Genomic DNA, 20,128 nt, shown 5'->3' on the forward strand with positions numbered 1-20,128 from the left:
CCGTCGGTGGGGTCTTGTAAGAATCCGACACATGACCGACCCGACCGAGCGTGCCCACCTGCGCGACGCCCAGGGCTTCAGCCCGCCGGTGCACCGCTTCGCGGCCGCGCCCGGCCTCGCCGACGTCGTACGCCGTCACTGGCTGCCGGTCTGGTCCCTGCCGCCGGGGCAGTCGACGGTGCAACGGGTGCTGCAGTACCCCGTCTGCCTGATCGTGGTCGCCCCCGACTACGCGAGGCTGGTCGGCCCGACCACCGGCCTCTCCACCCAGGAGCTGGCCGGCGAGGGGTGGGCCGCCGGGGTGATGCTCCAGCCGGCCGCCGGGGCGCTGCTGCTCGACGGGCCGGTCCTCCCCGACACCGCCACGGACCTCGCGGCGCTGAAGACGATCGACGGCCCGACCCTGGTCGCGAAGGTGCGCGCCGCCATGGCGCCGGCCCCGTCGGACCCGGACCGGCAGGCGCTGGCGATCCTCGCGCTCGAGACCGAGCTCGAGTACCTGGTGCCGGTCGACCAGGAGGGTCTGTTCGTCAACGCCGTCGTGGAGTACGTCGAGGGCGACCCGCAGGTGCGTCGCGTCGGCCAGATCTGCGACAAGTTCGCGATCTCCGAGCGGTCGCTGCAACGGCTCGCTGCCCGGCGGATCGGGCTCAGCCCCAAGTGGCTGATCCAGCGCCGACGTCTGCACGAGGCCTCCGAGCGGCTGCGCGAGGCGGGCTCGGTCGACCTGGCGCGGGTGGCCGCCGACCTCGGCTACGCCGACCAGGCCCACTTCGGCCGCGACTGGCGCCGGGTCACCGGGCTGACGCCGGGGGAGTTCGCCGCAGAACCGCCGCCCACCTGATCGGCCGACCTGAGCCGACGTACCGTGGACGGCATGAGCATGACGTCACCGCGCACCCCGTCCTCCCCGCTGAAGCTGGCGTTCCCCCAGTCGCTCGCGGTCTACGACGACTACGAGGCCGCCCAGAAGACCGTCGACTACCTCGCGGACCAGAAGTTCCCCGTCGAGCAGTGCATGATCGTCGGCACCGACCTGAAGCGGATCGAGCGGATCACCGGTCGCCTCACGACCGGCCGCGTGGCGCTGGCCGGGCTGCTGTCCGGGCTCTGGCTCGGTCTCTTCGTCGGCCTGATCTTCAGCCTCTTCACCGAGGAGGACGCCCTCGGCGTGATCCTCTCGACCCTGGTCATCGGCGCCCTGTTCGGCGTGACCTGGAGCCTGCTCGGCTACGCGTTCACCCGCGGCCAGCGCGACTTCTCCTCCGTCACCCAGGTGGTCGCGACCCGCTACGAGGTGCTCGTCGAGCACAAGGTCGCCGCCCAGGCCCGAGAGCTGCTGGCGGGCCTGCCCGGGGCGACGCCAGACCCCTTCGCCTGATCTTTCACCCGTGAGGGCGCAGAAAGGGGTTCGCGTGCTTTCGCCCTCCGACCTACTCTGGAGGGGTATGACACACGCAAACGCAGACAACTTCTCCCTCGACGACGAGCTCGAGGCCACCTCCGACTGGGACGACGACTCGGAGATCGCTCTCGACCCCGACTCGGGCCCCGACGACTCCTGGACCGGTGAGCCCGACCCCGAGGAGCCGACCGCCGGGGCCATGGAGCTCGCGGAGCGCCACCAGCTCCGCCGGGTCGCCAGCCTGCGCACCGAGCTCGAGGACATCTCCGAGGTCGAGTACCGCCAGCTCCGGCTCGAGCGGGTCGTCCTCGTGGGCGTTTGGACCGACGGCTCCGTCGAGGACGCCGAGAACTCCATGGCCGAGCTCGCGCTGCTCGCCGAGACCGCGGGCTCCGAGGTGCTCGAGGCGATCTACCAGCGTCGGCAGGCGCCCGACCCCGCGACGTACATCGGGCGCGGCAAGGTCGAGGGGCTGGCCGAGATCGTGCAGGCCACCGGCGCCGACACCGTCATCTGCGACGGCGAGCTCGCGCCGAGCCAGCTGCGCAACCTGGAGGACAAGGTCAAGGTCAAGGTCGTCGACCGGACCGCGCTGATCCTCGACATCTTCGCCCAGCACGCCAAGTCCGCCGAGGGCCAGGCCCAGGTCGAGCTGGCGCAGCTGAGCTACATGAAGCAGCGCCTGCGCGGCTGGGGTGGCAGCCTCTCGCGCCAGGCCGGTGGCCGCGTCGGTGCCGACGGCGGCGGCATCGGTGGCCGTGGCCCCGGTGAGACCAAGATCGAGACCGACCGGCGCCGCATCAACGACAAGATCGCCAAGCTCCGCCGTGAGCTGAAGGCGATGAAGGGCACCCGTGACACCAAGCGCCAGGACCGCCAGCGTCACCAGGTCCCGTCGGTCGCGATCGCCGGCTACACCAACGCCGGCAAGTCCTCGCTGCTCAACCGCCTCACCGGAGCCGGCGTCCTGGTCGAGGACTCGCTGTTCGCGACGCTCGACCCGACTACGCGGCGTACGACCACGACCGACGGGCGCATCTACACGATGAGCGACACCGTCGGCTTCGTGCGGCACCTGCCCCACCAGCTGATCGAGGCGTTCCGCAGCACGCTCGAGGAGGTCGCCGACTCCGACCTGATCCTCCACGTGGTCGACGGCTCCCACCCCGACCCCGAGGGTCAGCTCGCCGCGGTGCGCGAGGTGCTCGCCGAGATCGGCGCCAGCCAGGTCCCCGAGCTCGTCGTGATCAACAAGGCCGACGCCGCCGACCCGCTCGTGATCGCCCGCCTGCGCCAGCGCGAGCCCCACTCGGTCGTGGTCAGCGCCAAGACCGGCGAGGGCATCGCCGAGGCGCTCGCGATCGTCGAGGACGAGCTGCCGCGACCGCACGTCGAGTTCCACGCGCTGCTGCCCTACGAGCGAGGCGACCTGCTCAACCGGATCCACCAGCAGGGCGAGATCGCCTCGCTCGAGCACACCGGGGACGGCACGATCGTGCGCGGCCGCGCCAACGACGACCTGGCCGGCGAGCTCGCCGCCTACGCCGTCGTGCCCGTCGACTGACCGATCGGTCACACTTCCGGCATTCGCCTGCGACACGGCGGATCGGCCCGCAGACTTTGTGGGTGAACCATCGGGGGAGATCGAAGCGCGTGCGTCTGCTGGCGAGCGCGCTGTGCCTCTTCCTCGCCGCCGCCCTGGTCACCTTCTGGCTGTCCAACGCCGAGGGTGCCGGGGACGACCGCTGCGACCGCTTCGCCCGTACGGCGGCCGCGCGCGCCGAGCGCGACACCGGCGTCGGCCGGCGCGTCGTCGTGATCGGCGACTCCTACTCGGTGGGTCTCGGTCTCGAGCAGCCCGACGCCTCGTGGCCGTCGCGCCTGCCCGGCCGGGTGCACGTGGCCGGCTTCTCCGGCTCCGGCTTCAGCCCCCGAGCCGGCGGCTGCGGGAAGGTGTCGTTCGCCGACCGCGCCGCCGCGGCGGTCGTCGGTGCCGACCTGGTCGTGGTCGAAGGCGGGCTCAACGACTTCGACCGCACCGACGCCGAGATCCGCGAGGGCTTCCGCGCGCTGGTGCGCGCCGTGGGGGACGTGCCTCTCCTCGTGGTCGGGCCGCCCCCGGCCCCCTCACGTGCGGCCGAGGTCCCGAGGGTCGACGCGCTGCTCGCCGCGCTCGCCGCGTCGCACGACGCGGCGTACCTCTCGATGGCGGACGCCGACCTGCCCTACCTCCCCGACGGCCTCCACCTCACCGCCGACGGTCACGTCGAGTTCGGCGACCTCGTTGCCGCCTACCTGCTGAACGCCGCGTCGAAGGCCTGGGCCGGCGGGTCGTAGTCGAAGCGGCGGAGGAACTCCAGCGCCTCGGGGGCGCCGTGGAGGCGGTCCATGCCGGCGTCCTCCCACTCGACCGAGATCGGACCGTCGTACCCGATCGCGGCGAGCGCCCGGAAGCAGTCCTCCCAGGGGACGTCGCCCCGGCCGGTGGAGACGAAGTCCCAGCCCCGGCGGGGGTCACCCCACGGCAGGTGCGAGGACAGTACGCCGTTGCGTCCGCCGCCCAGGCGCATCCGGGTGTCCTTGCAGTCCACGTGGTAGATCCGGTCGGCGAAGTCGGTGATGAACGCGACCGGGTCGAGGTCCTGCCACATCATGTGGCTGGGGTCCCAGTTGAGCCCGAACGCCTCGCGGTGCCCGATCGCCTCCAGGGTGCGCACCGTCGACCAGTAGTCGTAGGCGATCTCGGAGGGATGCACCTCGTGGGCGTAGCGCACGCCGCACTCGTCGAACACGTCGAGGATCGGGTTCCAGCGGTCGGCGAAGTCCTGGTAGCCGGCCTCGATCCGCGCCGCCGGCACCGGCGGGAACATCGCGACGTACGGCCAGATCGACGACCCGGTGAACCCGACCACGGTCGAGACGCCGAGCCTCTTGGCCAGCCGCGCGGTCAGCTTCATCTCCTCGGCGGCGCGCTCCCGCACGCCCTCGGGGTCGCCGTCGCCCCACACCTGCGGCCGCACGATCGCCTGGTGCCGCTCGTCGATCGGGTCGTCGCAGACCGCCTGCCCGGTGAGGTGGTTGGAGATCGCCCACACCTTCAGGCCGTGGCGCTCGAGCAGCGCGAGCCGCTCGGCGATGTAGTCGTCGTCGTCCCAGCGCCAGGCGTCCAGGTGCTCGCCGGAGACCGCGATCTCGAGGCCGTCGTAGCCCCAGCCGGCCGCCAGCCCCGCGACCTCGTCGAGCGTGAGGTCGGCCCACTGTCCAGTGAAGAGGGTGAAGCGCTTGCCCATGGGGTCTCCTTGGAGTCGGGGTCGATCCTCACACGTCGACGCACGTGCCGGCGCGCGCGTCGCTGGCCTCGATCGCGGCCAGCACCCGCTGTACGGCGAGGCCGTCCGCGAAGGACGGCGACGGCGCCACGTCGTTGGAGATCGCGGTCAGCAGGTCGGCGGCCTGTGAGGTGAACGTGTGGTCCCAGCCGAGCGTGTGGCCCGGCGGCCACCAGGCGGCGAGGTAGGGGTGGCTCTCCTCGGTGACGAGGACCCGCCGCAGGCCGGTGCCGTCGTCGATGCCGAGCTCGTTGAGCCGCTCGAGGTCGAAGGTCAGCGCGCCCTCCGAGCCGTAGATCTCCAGGCTCATGCGGTTCTTGCGGCCGGTGGCCATCCGGCTGACCTCGACGCTGGCGACGACCCCCGAGGCGGTCTCGAGCGTGGCCCACGCGGCGTCGTCGACGGTGACGGGTTCGCGGCCGGCGTCGCCGACCCGCTCGGTGACGAACGTCTGGAGGTGCCCGCGCGCGCAGACCACTTGCTCACCGAGCAGATGGTGCAGCTGGTCGACGACGTGCGAGCCGAGGTCGCCGAGCGCGCCCGAGCCGGCCTGCTCACGGCGCAGCCGCCAGGTCATGGGAGCGGTTGCGTTGGACAGCCAGTCCTGGAGGTACGCCGCCCGCACCTGCCGAACGGTCCCGATCCGGCCCTCGGCGATGACCTGCCGGGCCAGCGCGAGCGCGGGCACCCGGCGGTAGTTGAACCCGATCATCGAGCGCCCGGTCGCCGTCGCGGCCGCGGCCACCATCGCCTCGGACTCCGCGACGCTGTTGGCCAACGGCTTCTCGACGAGCACGTGCTTGCCGGCGGCGAGCGCGGCCAGCGCGATGTCGGCGTGCAGGTGGCCGGGGGCGCAGATGTCCACGATGTCGATGTCGTCGCGACCCACGACGTCGGCCCAGTCGGTGGCCGACTCGGCCCAGCCGTAGCGGTCGGCGGCGGCCTTGACCGCGGCCGGGTCGCGGCCGACCAGCACCTGCTGGACGACCGGCGGGGTGTCGGGGTAGAACGCCCCGACGTTGCGCCAGGCGTTGGAGTGGGCCTTGCCCATGAAGGAGTAGCCGATGACGGCGACCCCCAAGGGACGTGGGTTCTCAGACATGGATGTCTCCGTCCAGGGAGCGCAGGAACGCGAGGCCGTCGCGAGCGAGGTCGTCCGGCGAGGCCGCGAGCGGCCGCCAGATCGAGGCCGCGACGGCGATCGACGCGTTGTCGGGGGTGAAGCTCTCGATGTTCAGCGGGCCGGCGTAGCCGACCTGGTCCAGCGCCGCGACCAGTGCCGGCCAGTCGGTCTGGTCGCCGCCGGGGGCGCCGCGGTCGCTGCCGCAGACCTGCACGTGCACGAGGTGCCGCCCGGCCGCGCGTACGGCGTCGGCGCTGGAGCGCTCCTCGATGTTGAGGTGGTAGGTGTCGAGCGCCAGGCCCACGCCCTGCTCGAGCAGCGGCCCGAGGCCGGTGAGCGCCTGGTCGACGGTGTTGACCAGGGACGTCTCGTAGCGGTTGAGCGGCTCGATCCCGATCCGCACGCCGACGCCGGCCGCGTAGTCGGCCACTGGCGCGAGGTGCTCACGCCACTCGGCGTACGCCGTCTCGCGCTCGTCGGCGCTGAGCCGCCAGACCCGTCCGGTCGCCGCGTAGAACGGTCCGCAGACGCTGCTCGCGCCGACCGCCTCCGCGAGGTCGACGGCGCCACGCAGGTAGTCCTGGGTGCGGGCGACGGAGTCCGGGTCGGTGGCGACCAGGTCCCGGCCGGGCGCCATCGCGCCCACGACGTACGGCGTGAGGCCGACCTCGGCGAGGCACGCGGCGGTGCGCTGCGGGTCGAGGTCGCCGACGTTCTCGAGCGGCAGCTCGACGGCGTCGAAGCCCAGCTCGGCGATCCTGCCGAGCAGGTCGGGGAGCACCGCGTCGGTCAGCGGTGACGTCCACACCCAGGTGTTGATGCCGATCGCGCGCATGGTCAGGGCCTTCGGGCTAGAGAGGGAGGGGTGCGCGTGCCGGCCGGCGGTGAGGAGACCGCCGGCCGGCCGCACGTGGTGGAGCCGAGAGGACTAGCGGTCCTGCCAGGCCTCGGGGAAGCCGGGCAGGTCCTCGCCGCCGAACTTGGCGTAGTGACCGTCAGGCATGCCCTCGTTGGCCGCGAGGTAGTCCGCGCGCTCGTCCTCGGTGATCGGGGTCTGCGGCAGCACCCACTCGGCCGGGATCGGCTCGCCGGCGGCGATCATCTCGACCGCCAGCAGCGGGGTGCGCCACTGGAAGTTCGAGTAGACGGGGGCGAGACCGGTCAGGCCGGTCTCCTCCCACTTGCGCAGGAAGCTCATCTCGTCCTCGCCGGTCATGACCGGGTAGTCGACGCCGGCGTCCTCGAACGCCTCGATGGCGGCGACGGCGCCGTCACCGGCGTCCATCCAGATGCCCGCGACGTCGCCCTTGACGAGCTCGTCGGAGATGATCTGCTTGATCTTGGTCGGGTCGGCGCCGGTGAAGTAGTCGACCGCCTCGATGCCGTTCTCGGCGAAGATCTTGTCGGCCGCGGCCCAGCGGGTCTCGAGGACGTCGACGCCCGGCAGGATGCGCAGGGCGATGACCTTGTCACCTTCCTCGAGGTTCTCGCTGAGGAAGTTGGCGGTGTCGATGCCCCACGCGTAGCCACCGATCGGGTGGATGAACGTCGTGTAGCAGTCGGTGTTGACGCCACGGTCGAACACGATGACCGGCTTGCCCGTCTCACACGCTCGCTCGACGGCCGGGGTCATGGCCGCCGTGGAGTTGGGCGAGATGATGAACACGTCGCAGTTGCCCTCGGCGATGAAGTAGTCGATGTCGGCGATCTGCGTGTTGTCGTCGTCCTGGGCGTCCCGGACCTCCATGTCCGAGATGACCTTGGAGTCCTGCAGCGCCTGGAGCTGCTGGTTCATGGTGATGAAGCCGGTCTGACGCCACGGGTTGCTGATCGAGGCGTTGGCGAAGCAGACCTTCTGCGACTCCTGGGTGGCGTACTTCGACGTGTCGGTCATCGCGCCGTCGATGTACTGCAGCCACGGGGTGGCCGGGTCGCCCTCGAACGTCGCCGAACGCTGCGCGTCCTGCTCGTCGTAGTCGGCCTGGACGAACCACTCGGTGTCGGCCGGCGGCTCCTCGGCCGTCGACTCCGAGGTCGTCGGGTCGGACCCGGCGTCGGGTGCCGGGTCGTCGACCGAGTCGTCGGTGCTGCACGCCGCGAGCACGAGCAGTGCTGCGGCGGTCACCGCGGCACCCCTCAGCAGTGGAGTCTTACGCATCAGTTGTCTCCTGTGTTCGTGCCCTGGCTGGGCTGGTTGGTAGAGATGGGCGTGGGGATCCGAGTCGAGGGGGTCCGGGTGTCGGACCTGCGGGGGCGCCGCCCGGCCTGCCAACCACGGGCGGCGACGGCGACGGCGACGATGATGATCACGCCCTGCACGGTGTCGCGCCACGTGGACTCGACCTCCTGCACCGTGAGCAGCGTGAAGAGCAGCTCGAGGGCGATGGCGCCGACGGCGGCGGAGAGCACCCAGCCGCGGCCGCCGCCGAGCAGGACGCCGCCGAGCACGACCGCGGTGATCGCGGTGAACTCGTAGCCGTCGCCGACCGAGGGGTGTACGCCGGCGTACCCGACCAGCAGGATGCCGGACACCGAGGCCGCCAGCGAGGAGAGCATGAACGCGCGGGTCTTGAGCCACCACAGCGACGAGCCGGAGCGCTCGGCCGACTCGGGGTTGTCCCCGACGGCGAGCAGGTTGCGGCCGAAGGGGCGCCGCATCAGCCAGACCGCGGCGATCGCCAGGACGATCAGGATCAGCAGCGGGTAGGGCAGGAACTCCACGACCGGGACGTTCTCGAAGCGCCCGCGCCCGACCTCGCGGAACTCGTCGACCGGGTTGCCGGTCGCGGCGCCGCCGGTGACGTAGGAGACCAGGCCGCCGAGCGCCAGCATCATGCCGAGGGTGACGATGAAGCTCGGCACCCGCAGCAGCGTGGTCAGCACCCCGTTGGCGAACCCGACGGCCGCGCCGACCAGCAGCATCAGCAGGGTGACCGGCACGATCCGGTCGGGGTCCTCACCGATCAGGTTGCCGGCGAGCACCACCTGGGTGCCGATCACGGCGCCCATCGACAGGTCGAACTCGCCGGAGACGATCACGTAGTACTGGCCGATGGCGGCGATCGCGATCGGCGCCGTGCGGCCGAGGAAGAGCATGATCACGCCGGGGTCGCCGAAGTTGGGGTTGGCCTGGATGGTCGCGATGAGCAGCGCCGCGGCGAGCACGTAGACGGCGCCGCCAGGGGTCAGGACGGCGGCCAGGACCCGGCCGGCGAAGCCGCGCTGGTGGGCGGCGAGTTGGGTGCTCACGGCTTCTCCTGGAGTACGGCGGACAGTCCCGTGGGTCGGTCGAAGCGGGCGGGGCGCTGGTCGATCTCGCGCCGGGCGTAGACCGCGACCGCGGCGACGATGACGAGCCCGCGGATGACGTCCTTGAGGAACGGGTTGACCTGCATGACGCCCATGACGTTGTCGAGTACCGCGAAGATGGCGACGCCGGCGAGCGTGCCGACGATGTTGCCCTTGCCGCCGGCGAGCAGGGTGCCGCCGAGGACGACGGCCGCGATCGACATCAGGTCGTAGTCGCCCTGGCTGCCGATGGTCGGGCTGCCGACGCTGAGCCGGGCGAGGAGCAGCAGCCCCGCCATCGCGGCGAGCAGCGAGCACAGGACGTGGGCGGCGACCACCGGGACCGAGGTGCGGATGCCGGAGAGGCGCGCGACCTCGGGGTTGCCGCCGACCGCGTAGAGGTGGTGGCCCAGGCGGGTGCGGCGCAGGATCACGATCGCGAGCAACGCGCAGCCGAGCATGATCAGTGCCGAGACCGGGACCGGCCCCACCTGCGTGGCCCCGATCAGCCGGAACGAACGCGGCGCCGAGCCGTGGCTGCCCTGGTAGTTGGTGGCGAGGTAGCCGCTGATGATCAGCCCCATGCCGAGGGTGGCGATGAAGCCGTGCACCTTGAGGAAGCTGACGACCAGGCCGTTGACCAGGCCGATCGCCGCGGCGATGGCCAGGGCGAGCAGCACCGCGGGGGCGACCTGGGCGGGGTCGCCGTTCATCTGGCCGGCCGCGACCACGCTGGTCAGGCTGACGACGAACGGCACCGACAGGTCCAGGCTGCCGACCAGGATCACCAGCGTCTGCCCGATCGCGATGAAGCCGAGGATCGAGCAGCCGGTGAGGATCGCGGAGATGTTGCCGGTGCTGAGGAAGTTGCGGCCCTCGACCGCGGTCAGGATCGCACCGATCACCAGGCTGAGCGCCAGGACGATGACGACGATGCCGGTCGAGGTGAGGCTCTCCAGGCGGGTCCTCATCGGACCACCTCCGTCACACCGGTGGCGACCTGGAGGACGGCCTCCTCGGTGGAGCCCGCTGGCAGCTCGCCGGCGAGGCGCCCGTCGCGCATCACCAAGATCCGGTCGGACATCCCGATCACCTCCGGGAGCTCGCTGGAGACCATGAGCACGGCCACGCCGTCGGCGGCCAGCGCGCGCATCAGCTCGTAGATGGCGTGCTTGGCGCCGACGTCGATGCCCCGGGTCGGCTCGTCCATGAGTACGACGCGTGGGTGCGTGGTCAGCCAGCGCGCGAGGACGACCTTCTGCTGGTTGCCGCCGCTGAGGAACTGCACCTCCTGGTCCGTCGCGCGGGCCGAGACCGCGAGGGACGACAGCAGGCCCGGGACGTCGCGCCGGGCGCGCGACGTACGACGGGGGAAGACGGCGCGGACGACACCGAGGGTGTTGTCGAGGATCGTCTGGTTGAGCGCGAGGCCGGTGGCCTTGCGGTCCTCGGTGATCATCGCCAGCCCGGCGCGGATCGCGGCGCGCGGTGACCGCGGCCGGACCTCCTTGCCCTTGATCGTCATGGTGCCGCGGGTGAACGGGCGGACCCCGAAGATGGCCTCGAAGAGCTCGGTGCGGCCCGAGCCCTGGAGTCCGGCGATGCCGACCACCTCGCCGGCGCGCAGGGTGAGGTCGACGCCGTCGACGTACCCGTTGCCGGCACCGCGCAGCTCGAGTGCGGGCTCGCCGACGACGGTGCCCTCGACCGGGTCGGGGAAGAACGACGAGATCGAGCGGCCGACCATCAGCCGGACCAGCTCGTTGTCGTCGAGCGACTCGGCGGGCTGGGTGGTGACCTGGCGGCCGTCCTTGAGCACGGTGATCGTGTCGCAGAGCTGGAAGATCTCCTTGAGCCGGTGGGAGACGTAGAGGATCGCGACGCCGCGGGCGGTGAGTGTGGCGATGATGGAGTAGAGGAGCTCGACCTCGTGCTCGGCGAGCGCGGCGGTGGGCTCGTCCATGGAGATGATCCGCGCGTCGTAGCTGACCGCCTTCGCGATCTCGACGATCTGCTGCTCGGCGACCGACAGCGAGCGCACCCGCTGGCCGGGTCGCAGGCCGGTGACCCCCAGGCCCGTGAGGAGCTCCTCGGTGTCGCGGTGCATCCGGGCGACGTCGACGAGGCCCCGGCGGCGGGGCTCACGGCCGAGGTAGATGTTCTCGGCGACCGACCGCTCGGGCAGCAGGTTGAACTCCTGGAACACCGTCGAGATGCCGGCCTGCTGGGCCTGGACCGGGTGGCTGAAGGAGACCGGCCGGCCGTCGAGCTCCACGGTGCCGGAGTCGGCCGAGTGGACGCCGGCCAGGATCTTCATCAGGGTCGACTTGCCCGCGCCGTTCTCGCCCACCAGGCCGAGCACCTGGCCGGCCCGGAGCTCGAGGTCGACGTCCTCGAGGACGGTGTGGCCCACGAAGCTCTTGGTGAGACCACGAGCCGTGAGGAGGGCGGATGCAACAGGCACAGTCGTCACTGTGGCACTCGTCACGCACTTCTGTCGAGAGGTTGGCAGAAGTTCTTTGTTGGACGTGCAGAACTTCACATGGAACACTTTCGCTGTGCGGACCAGCGACGTCTTCGAGCTCCTGCGCGACGGCCGTCCGCGGACCCGCGCCCAGCTCGCCGACGCCTCCGGGCTGGCCCGATCGACGATCGCATCGCGGATCGACGTGCTGATGCGGATGGGCCTGGTGGCGCCCTATGGCGGCGGCGTCAGCACCGGCGGCCGCCCGCCGTCGCTGCTCGCGCTCAACCCCCAGGCCTGGGTGGTGGCCGGCGTCGACATCGGCGCCACGCACGCCACGGCCGCGCTGGCCGACCTCTCCGGCGCCATCCTGGTCGAGCGCCGGGCTGACCTCGACGTCGCGACCGGGCCCGAGCACGTGCTCGGCTGGGTCGAGCAGGTGCTCGGCGAGCTGCTCGTCGAGCAGAACCGCACCGTCGCCGAGCTGGCCGCGATCGGGATCGGCCTGCCCGGGCCCGTCGAGCACGACACCGGCCGCGCGATCAACCCGCCGATCATGCCGGGCTGGCACCGGTACGACGTACCGGCCCGGGTACAGCGCGCGTTCGCCGTACCCGTCCTCATCGACAACGACGTCAACATCATGGCGCTGGGCGAGCAGCACGCCCACCTGCCCGACGTCGACGACCTGGTCTTCATCAAGGTCAGTACCGGCATCGGTGCCGGGCTGATCTCCGGTGGCGAGCTCCAGCGCGGCGCGCAGGGTACGGCGGGCGACCTCGGGCACGTCCGCGTCGCGCGCGCCGAGGACGTCACGTGTCGCTGCGGCAACCAGGGCTGCCTCGAGGCGGTCGCGGCCGGGCCGGCCATCGCCGAGAGCCTGCGTGCGGCGGGGGTCGACGTCGACGCGGGCGTCGTCGCGCTGGTGCGCGCCGGCGACCCGCACGCCGTCCAGGCGCTGCGCCAGGCCGGACGCGACCTCGGCGAGGTGCTCGCCGTACTCGTCAACGTCATCAACCCGTCGGTCATCGTCATCGGCGGCTCGCTCGCCGACGCGGGGGAGAGCCTGCTCGCCGGCATCCGCGAGGTCGTCTACCAGCGCTCGCTGCCGCTCGCCACCGAGCACCTGCGGATCATCACCTCGCAGGCCGGCGAGCGCGCCGGAGTCCTCGGCGCCGCCGCCCTCGCCATCGGTCACGTGCTCTCGCCCGACTACATCGAGGCCCGCAGCCTGGCGCTGGCCTAGCAGCTCCTCGGCCCTCGGGACGGCGGCCGCGGACCGTCGGCGGCCACGGCTAGGGTTCTCGGGTGCCGAAGACTGCTGCCCTCCCGCTGCAGGAGGTGCTTGCGACGGCGGTCTCCGCACTCGGCGGCAGCGAGCGCAGCGGCCAGGTGACGATGGCCGACGCCGTGGCCAAGGCGATGACCGACAAGCAGCACCTGCTGGTGCAGGCCGGCACCGGCACCGGCAAGTCGCTGGCCTACCTCGTCCCGAGCCTGCTGCACGACGAGCGCGTCGTCGTGGCCACCGCGACCCTCGCGCTCCAGCACCAGCTGGTCGAGCGCGACCTGCCCCGGCTGATCGAGGCGGTCAAGGACGTGCCCGGGGTCGACACGTCCTACGCCGTCCTGAAGGGGCGCTCCAACTACGCCTGCCTCCACCGCTGCCGCGAGGGCGTGCCCGACGACCAGGGGGCGCTGGTCGAGCTGCCCGAGGGGTCGATGGGCAAGAAGATCCTCGAGCTGCGGGCCTGGGCCGAGGAGGAGGCCGGGGGCGGCGGCAGCGGCGAGCGCGACAGCGCGCCGCGCCACACCGACAAGGACTGGCGCCAGGTCAGCGTCAGCCACCGCGACTGCCTGGGCGCGGCCAAGTGCCCGTTCGGCCAGGAGTGCTTCGCCGAGCTGGCCAAGGAGAAGGCGCACCGCTCCCACCTGGTGATCACCAACCACTCGCTGCTCGCGATCGATGCGATCGAGGGCGTGCCGATGATCCCCGACTACGACGTCGTGGTGATCGACGAGGCCCACGAGCTGACGGCGCGGGTCACCCAGGCCGCGACCGACGAGCTGTGGGCGGCCGACGTCGAGCGGGCCGCCCGTCGATCCCAGCGTCACGTCGAGGGCCCGCAGGCCGACGACCTCGCCGACGCTGCCGGTGCCCTGCGCGACGCGATGAGCGGTGCCAAGCCCGGCCGCTTCGAGACCGTGCCCGAGGACCTCTCCGACGCGCTCGTGCTGGTCCGCGACGCCGCCCGCGCCTGCCTGTCGGCCTACCCGCGGAGCGACGGCGACGGCGACGCCGACGCCGGCCGCACCCAGGCCAGGGGCTCGGTCCAGGACGTCTTCGTCAACGCCGAGCGGATGGCCGCGGGCTCCGACGCCGACGTGCTCTGGCTCAGCGAGGGCACCGACCGCATCCCGCCGCGCCTGTGCGTCGCGCCGCTCCAGGTGTGGGGCCAGATGCGCGACAAGCTGCTCACCGACAAGACCGTCGTGATGACCTCGGCGACCCTGATGCTGGGCGGCGACTTCTCCGCGCTGGCGACCAGCGTGGGGCTCAAGCCGGGCGAGCGGGTGCTCGACGGCGCCACCGCCTCGGGCGAGGTCGCCGCGCTGCCGTGGGTCGGCATCGACGTCGGGTCACCGTTCGACTACGGCCAGCAGGCCATCCTCTACGTCGCCCGCCACCTGCCCCCGCCCGGGCGCGACGGCCTGGTCAAAGCGCAGCTCGACGAGATCTGCGAGCTCGTCGACGCCGCCGAGGGCCGCACGCTCGGGCTGTTCTCGAGCCGCCGCGCCGCCGAGGCCGCCGCCGAGCACGTCCGCGAGCGGCTGCCCCACCTGACCACCCTCGCCCAGGGCGACGCCCAGCTGCCCGAGCTCGCCAAGCAGTTCGTCAGCGACCCTCACACCTGCCTCTTCGGCACCCTCTCGCTGTGGCAGGGCCTCGACGTCCCCGGCGAGACCTGCCAGCTGGTGCTCATTGACCGGATCCCCTTCCCGCGCCCCGACGACCCGCTGATGAGCGCGCGCCAGAAGGCCGCCGACAAGGCCGGCGGCAACGGCTTCATGCAGGTCGCCGCCACCCACGCCGCGCTGCTGCTCGCCCAGGGCGCCGGCCGCCTCATCCGTACGACGAGCGACCGCGGCGTGGTCGCCGTACTCGACCCGCGCCTGGCCACCGCCCGTTACGGCAGCTTCCTCAAGGCCAGCCTCCCGCCGATGTGGACCACGAGCGACCCCGCCGTCGTCCGCAAGGCGCTCTCGAGGCTCGCGCAGGGTTAGGGGTTTCGCGTGCGTCGTCTCGGATGGTTGGTCGTGGTCGCTCTGATGGCCTCCGCATGCTCGGGCAGCAGCGGCGCCTCGTCCCGGACGGCCGCCCTCGACGCGACCTGGCCCCCATCGTCTGCCCTGGCGATCGAGGAGCCCACCCCTCTGTCCCTCGACGCCCCGCCGACCAAGGCCGCGGCCGTGAAGTACGCCAGCTACCTGATCGACCAGATCGACTACGCCCTCCGTACGACGTTCCCTGCCGCCGTGCTCGAGCGTGGGACCGATCGCTGGGGCCAACGCTGCGAGGTGTGCGACGAGGTCGTCGAGCTTGCGCAGGAGGCTCGGGCCGAGCGGCAGCTCTACGAGTTCGACGACTGGAGCGGCTATCTCCTGCTCGCCCGAGAGCTTGAGGTCCCTCAGGATCCCGCCGCCTACTGGCAGCTACGGATGATGCTGTGGCAGCCCGAGATCCGCACCCTCGACGCCTTGGGCCGGGTCGTCGAGACCACGCCGTACCAGCAGCGCGAGACCGTCCTCGTGCTCGGTGTGTTCAAGGGTGAGTGGCGCGTCTTCGCCTGGGACTTCCTGGATCCTGCGGCGGCGGCCTAGCTACAGCCGAGCGAACCCGTCCCAACCCTTCTTGGGCTTGCCGACGCCGAAGAACGACGCCAGGGTCGGGGCGACGTCGACGGTGCGGGCGTGCGCGGAGGAGGCCTTGCGGCGGGGGACGCGGGGGTGGCCGCCGCTGATGAAGAACGGGATCGGGCGGGTGGCGGGGTGGCCGTGGTTGCCCGGGATCGGGTTGTCGGCGACCGGGTCGGGGTCGCTGAAGCGCCAGCCGGCCTGGCAGAACACCACGACGTCGCCGGCGTTGGGGCCGAGCCGCAGCCAGTCGTCGGTACGCCGTGGCGCGGACAGCACGCCCGGGGTGGCGAGCGCGATCGAGCGCATCCGCTTGATGGCGCGCTCCTTGGTGCCCGCGGAGCCGGTCCAGTAGAGGAGGTCGGCACCGCCGTTGGCCGCGATCTGCACCTTGCCGGCCAGCAAGGGGTCGGCGTCCATCGAGGACTGGAGCGAGATGACGCGGTCGGAGCGCGACCAGTCCATCGAGTGGTCGGCGAGCACGATCACGATCGAGTGCCGCCAGCGGCCGGTCGACTTCAGCAGCTCGATGAAGTCACCCACGAGCCCGTCGGTCTTCTGCAGCGCGGCCCGCCGTGAGAACTGCACCGACGACCCGGTGAAGTCGGTGTGCCCATAGCGGTCGATGTCGCCGAGGTTGACGAACATCAGGTGCGGGTCGAACTCCTGGAGCATCGACGTGGCGGCCTGCATCGTGAACTCGTCGGGCGCGTGCCCCGAGATCGGGACGATCGGCGCCGGCTCCCAGCGGTGGGTCGCGCGGGCACCGAAGACGCCGTAGAGGTACTCCTTGCTGAGCACCGTCCCGGTCTTGTAGCCGTTGCGGTTGAGCCGCTGGATCACCGTGTCGACCTTGATGTCGCGCGCGCGGTCCATGGTGCGGACCTCGCCGAGGCCGCGGTCGTAGATCGAGTTGGACGGTACGCCGGTCCGGTCGGGGCGCATCCCGGTCATCATCATCACGTGGTTGGGGATCGTCTCCATGACCGGCATCGAGGAGGCCCGCGGGAAGTGGAAGCCGCCGTCGCGCAGGGCCTTCAGGTTGGGTGTCTGACCGCCGTCGATCTCGCCCGGCGAGCACCCGTCGACGACCAGCACGTAGGCCCGCTTGCGGTTGCCCGCAGGCACCGCCGCCGATGCTTCGGCAGCGCCGCCCACCGCGGTGGAGAACGCCAGCCCGGCGCCACCGACCTTCAGCAGCGTGCGGCGGCCCGCGCGGATCTCGGCCAGCCCGGCGGCGAAGGGGGACTCACCGTGCCCGGAGCCGGAGGGGGAGCACGGCAGCGACCCGCACATCAGCCGACCGGCCGATCGACGGCCTGGACCTTGCCGGAGCCGGACAGCGTGCGCCACGACGCGGTGTGGTTCACCGTCGTCGTCTTGTCGGCGCGGTCTCCGATGATGAACCAGTCCATCTGGGCCCGCTTGGCGGTGATGTCGAGCACCGAGAAGCCGTGGTCGTCGAAGTTGAGGTACTTGATGTGCCGGTTGTTCTCCATGATGACCTGCTCGACCGCCCGGCTGGTCGTGCGCGGGGGAGTGTTGGTGATGTCCTTGAGGTTGTTGGACGTCACCGAGCTGCAGACGAACTCCACTCCCGCCGAGTCGCCCTGCGCCGGGTAGGTCGCCGGGTCGTAGGGCAGCTCGCAGGCCCAGCCGGAGTGGATGTCGCCGGTGACGAACAGCGCGTCCTTGATCTGGTGGTTGCGGATGTAGGACAGCACTTCGCGCCGGTCGTCGGTGTAGCCGTCCCACTGGTCGACGTTGTAGGGCAGACCGTCCATCGGGATCAGCCCGGTCACGTCGTTGATCGGGCCGACGATCTCCTGCGGCACCTGGGCGAACGTCACCGGCGCGATCATCACGGGGTTGCCGATGATCTTCCACTGCACCCGCTTGCGGCTCAGCGAGCGCTTGAGCCAGAGCATCTGCTGGCGCCCCACCAGCGTGCGGTCGGGGTCACTGACCTCGGCCTCGGCGGCCGGCACGGGCGTGGGAGCCGCGGTCTCGACCTGCTGGTCGCGGTAGCTGCGCAGGTCGAGCATGCTGATCTCCGCGAGCCGACCGAAGCGCAGCCGCCGGTAGAGCCGGTCGCCGTCACCCAGCGCGGCGGTGCCGTCCATGCGCGCCGGCATCCACTCGTCGTACGCCCGGTGCGCGCGAGCGCGACGCCGCTTGTAGTTGCCTTCGTCATCGTTGTGGTTCTCCGCGCCCGCGCGCCACTGGTCGTTGGTGACCTCGTGGTCGTCCCAGGTGACGATGAAGGGGTACTTCGCGTGCAGGTCCTGGAGGTCGGCGTCGCGCTTGTACTGCGCGTGGCGCTGCCGGTAGTCGGCCAGCGACACCATCTCGTGTGCAGGCTGGTGCTTGCGGATGTCGACGTCGTCGAAGCCGTAGCCGTACTGGCCGGGGCCGTACTCGTAGAGGTAGTCGCCGAGGTGGAGCACGGCGTGGAGGTCGTTGCGCTTGGCCAGCGCGCGGTAGGCGGTGAACCAGCCCGCCTGCAGGTTGGCGCACGAGACGACGCCGAAGCGCAGGTGGCCCGGCAGCGACAGCATGCCCGGCGCGGTCCGCATCCGCCCGACCCTGCTGACGGTGCCGCGGTAGCGGAAGCGGTAGAAGTACCACGTGGCCGGCGCGAGCTTGCCGACGTCGACCTTGACCGTGTGGTCGCGGTCAGGGCCGGTGGTGAAGGTCCCGCGGCGGACGACCTTGCGGAACTTGCGGTCCTTGGCGACCTCCCAGACGACCTCGACCCGCGGGCCCTTGCCACTGCCCGGGGTGCTGGCGGCGGTCGGCGTCACCCGGGTCCAGATGACCACCCGGTGCGCCGTGGGGTCGCCGGAGGCGACGCCGTGCTGGAAGTGTCGGCGCCCGGCCGCTTCGGCCGGCGCCGAGACTCCGGCCGCGACAGTCGCCACGCCGGCGCCAGCGGCGCCGGTGGCGAGGACGGTACGACGGCGTACGGACTTGTCGAGTCGGGTCACGTCAGGCACAACGGAATCATGGCCCCGAAGTCATGGTTCGCGCGGCAACAGCACCGATCGTTCACCCGCAGGTCATCCCCCAGGTCACCCGCGGAAGGGCCGCACCGAGACCATCTGGTTCAGGTTGTTGTCCTTGGGCTTGCCGCTGCAGGAGAACGGCGTGCCCTTCCAGCAGTCGAAGCGGCCGCTGGCGTTGACCAGGGTGATCTCGACCTGCTTGACGCCCCGCACCGAGAAGGGCACGGCCCGGGTGCCGTTGCCCCGCTTGTTGAGCCTGACCCACTGCACCGTGACCTTGCCCGAGGTGAGGTACGACGTCACCAGTGCGGCGGAGCCGCGGGACGTGGCCTGCATGTCGACGTTGAGGCGCAGCTTCCACGCCTTCGAGGCCAGCGCCTTGGCGGGCACGAAACGGTAGGTCGCGGACGCGAGGTGGTCGAGCTTGATCGCGGCCTGGACCGGCCGCGCGACGGTCATGTCGTCGATCACGGGCGGGACGGGGTAGCGCTGGGAGGTGCCCTCGTCGTAGGTCTGGCCCGGGCGGCGGTTGGCCGCCGCGAACGCGGCGAACGCCTGGCTCGCGGTGGTGCCGCGACCCTTCAGCACCTTGCTGATCGCCTGCCAGGAGTAGAAGTCGGGGGCGCCCGCGACTCCTGAGGTCTTGCGGACGATGTCGCGCACCAGCGTGGGCATCCCGCCGTCCTGGGCGGGGAACCGCTCGGTGAGATAGCGGAAGAACACCCACGCACCGTAGTGGCGCAGCCCGCCGAACTTGTCCATGGAGATGCGCGACTGCTTCAGGGGGCTCTCGGCCTTGAGGTATTGCACGTTGTCGTTGACGTCGTCGAAGACCTCGTCCTCGACCCAGGCCGCGGTGCCCTCCAGCAGCCAGCCGTCCTCGGCGAAGTCGTAGCTGAACTGGACCGCGTGGAAGTACTCGTGGGCGGCGGTCACCTGGAGGTTCTCGATCGGCGTGTTGGTCGGGAACTCGCTGGAGGAGTAGTCGTTGTCCAGCACGCAGAAGGCCCAGCGGTCCCACGGTGCCTCGAAGGGGACGTCCTCGTCGGTGCTGCAGTAGCCGTAGAGGCCGTCGCTGCCGATGTCGGAGAGGTAGATGTCGGTGAGGGCGCTGCCACCCTTGTTGCCGTCGGGCTTCGGGGCGCGGTAGCCCGCGCCGACGTAGAACTGGTGCACCGCGCTGACGGTGTCGAGGACGGTCTGGGCGTAGGCCGGCGTGCTCTCGGGCGTGGCGTAGTGGACGCAGACCACCGCGGAGCAGAGCTGCTGGTCCTTGCCGCCCGGGCGGCCGAGCCGGCGCTCGGCGGCGGCGCGCTCGGCTCCGGTCAGTTCGGACTTGAGCATCGCCAGGTCGCGCAGGGCCATCGTCAGGTCACCGCGGCCGCCCTTGAAGACGTCGCGCACCCGCGCCAGGGCGTGTGAGGCCCGGGCGCTCGAGCCCGCCGCCACCTTGTCGGCACCGGCCCGGTCGGAGCCGGCGACCGGTGGGGGCGACACGTCGCCCTGGGCTGCCGGGGCCGCGAGCAGAGCGGTCAGCACCGCCATGACGACGACGAGAAGGGGAGTACGGCGAGAGGGGGAGGCTGACACGCCAGCGAC

17 protein-coding genes are annotated in these 20,128 nt (G+C 71.5%); 7 read left to right on the forward strand and 10 right to left on the reverse strand.

Annotated elements, in window-relative coordinates; translation table 11 throughout:
• Positions 1-31: 31 nt before the first annotated feature.
• From BLR90_RS06610 to BLR90_RS06625, 4 genes are all read left to right on the forward strand, one after another.
• A complete protein-coding gene (locus BLR90_RS06610) occupies positions 32-844 on the forward strand; it encodes an AraC family transcriptional regulator (protein ID WP_091023744.1) in 813 nt (270 codons plus the stop codon).
• 33 nt (positions 845-877) lie between these two features.
• Complete coding sequence (locus tag BLR90_RS06615; RefSeq protein WP_091023746.1) at positions 878-1,381, forward strand: YflT domain-containing protein; 504 nt, start codon at positions 878-880, stop codon at positions 1,379-1,381.
• A 67-nt stretch (positions 1,382-1,448) separates the two neighbouring features.
• Entirely contained in the window at positions 1,449-2,969 is a 1,521-nt protein-coding gene (hflX, locus tag BLR90_RS06620) for a GTPase HflX (RefSeq protein WP_091023748.1), read from the forward strand.
• Between the two features lie 89 nt (positions 2,970-3,058).
• Positions 3,059-3,742 carry an SGNH/GDSL hydrolase family protein gene (locus tag BLR90_RS06625; RefSeq protein ID WP_170254276.1) on the forward strand — a complete coding sequence of 228 codons (684 nt, stop codon included), beginning with the start codon at positions 3,059-3,061 and terminating at the stop codon, positions 3,740-3,742.
• On the opposite strand, the gene BLR90_RS06630 is transcribed toward BLR90_RS06625, so the two are convergent.
• The 7 genes from BLR90_RS06630 to BLR90_RS06660 form a co-directional block, all read right to left on the reverse strand.
• Entirely contained in the window at positions 3,697-4,695 is a 999-nt protein-coding gene (locus tag BLR90_RS06630) for a sugar phosphate isomerase/epimerase family protein (protein WP_091023751.1), read from the reverse strand. The genes BLR90_RS06625 and BLR90_RS06630 overlap by 46 nt on opposite strands.
• A 28-nt stretch (positions 4,696-4,723) precedes the next feature.
• Complete coding sequence (locus BLR90_RS06635; protein ID WP_091023752.1) at positions 4,724-5,836, reverse strand: Gfo/Idh/MocA family protein; 1,113 nt, start codon at positions 5,834-5,836, stop codon at positions 4,724-4,726.
• Complete coding sequence (locus tag BLR90_RS06640) at positions 5,829-6,692, reverse strand: sugar phosphate isomerase/epimerase family protein (protein ID WP_091024510.1); 864 nt, start codon at positions 6,690-6,692, stop codon at positions 5,829-5,831. Before BLR90_RS06640 ends, BLR90_RS06635 begins: the two co-directional genes overlap by 8 nt.
• Before the next feature lie 93 nt (positions 6,693-6,785).
• Entirely contained in the window at positions 6,786-8,015 is a 1,230-nt protein-coding gene (locus BLR90_RS06645; protein WP_091023753.1) for a substrate-binding domain-containing protein, read from the reverse strand.
• Positions 8,015-9,106 carry an ABC transporter permease gene (locus BLR90_RS06650; protein WP_091023755.1) on the reverse strand — a complete coding sequence of 364 codons (1,092 nt, stop codon included), beginning with the start codon at positions 9,104-9,106 and terminating at the stop codon, positions 8,015-8,017. Before BLR90_RS06650 ends, BLR90_RS06645 begins: the two co-directional genes overlap by 1 nt.
• Positions 9,103-10,116 carry an ABC transporter permease gene (locus tag BLR90_RS06655; RefSeq protein ID WP_091023757.1) on the reverse strand — a complete coding sequence of 338 codons (1,014 nt, stop codon included), beginning with the start codon at positions 10,114-10,116 and terminating at the stop codon, positions 9,103-9,105. Before BLR90_RS06655 ends, BLR90_RS06650 begins: the two co-directional genes overlap by 4 nt.
• Positions 10,113-11,609 (reverse strand): sugar ABC transporter ATP-binding protein, encoded by a 1,497-nt coding sequence (locus BLR90_RS06660; protein WP_218029382.1) that lies wholly within the window; start codon positions 11,607-11,609, stop codon positions 10,113-10,115. Before BLR90_RS06660 ends, BLR90_RS06655 begins: the two co-directional genes overlap by 4 nt.
• A 94-nt stretch (positions 11,610-11,703) precedes the next feature.
• Here BLR90_RS06660 and BLR90_RS06665 point away from each other — a divergent pair, with 94 nt between their 5' ends.
• The 3 genes from BLR90_RS06665 (at position 11,704) to BLR90_RS06675 (ending at position 15,491) form a co-directional block, all read left to right on the forward strand.
• On the forward strand, positions 11,704-12,855 hold the full coding sequence (locus tag BLR90_RS06665; protein WP_218029383.1) for an ROK family protein: 1,152 nt from the start codon (positions 11,704-11,706) through the stop codon (positions 12,853-12,855).
• A gap of 62 nt (positions 12,856-12,917) precedes the next feature.
• A complete protein-coding gene (locus BLR90_RS06670) occupies positions 12,918-14,894 on the forward strand; it encodes an ATP-dependent DNA helicase (RefSeq protein WP_091023763.1) in 1,977 nt (658 codons plus the stop codon).
• A gap of 9 nt (positions 14,895-14,903) precedes the next feature.
• Complete coding sequence (locus tag BLR90_RS06675; protein ID WP_143016129.1) at positions 14,904-15,491, forward strand: hypothetical protein; 588 nt, start codon at positions 14,904-14,906, stop codon at positions 15,489-15,491.
• Here BLR90_RS06675 and BLR90_RS06680 read toward each other — a convergent pair whose 3' ends face one another.
• The 3 genes from BLR90_RS06680 to BLR90_RS06690 form a co-directional block, all read right to left on the reverse strand.
• Positions 15,492-16,820: an alkaline phosphatase family protein gene (locus BLR90_RS06680; protein ID WP_170254277.1), complete on the reverse strand. Its 1,329-nt coding sequence runs from the start codon at positions 16,818-16,820 to the stop codon at positions 15,492-15,494.
• Positions 16,820-18,520 carry an alkaline phosphatase D family protein gene (locus BLR90_RS06685; RefSeq protein WP_245715192.1) on the reverse strand — a complete coding sequence of 567 codons (1,701 nt, stop codon included), beginning with the start codon at positions 18,518-18,520 and terminating at the stop codon, positions 16,820-16,822. Before BLR90_RS06685 ends, BLR90_RS06680 begins: the two co-directional genes overlap by 1 nt.
• A gap of 75 nt (positions 18,521-18,595) precedes the next feature.
• Positions 18,596-20,119 (reverse strand): MXAN_6640 family putative metalloprotease, encoded by a 1,524-nt coding sequence (locus tag BLR90_RS06690; protein ID WP_143016130.1) that lies wholly within the window; start codon positions 20,117-20,119, stop codon positions 18,596-18,598.
• Positions 20,120-20,128 lie beyond the last annotated feature (9 nt).

This window comes from Nocardioides szechwanensis (assembly GCF_900103935.1).
Lineage (GTDB): Bacteria > Actinomycetota > Actinomycetes > Propionibacteriales > Nocardioidaceae > Nocardioides > Nocardioides szechwanensis.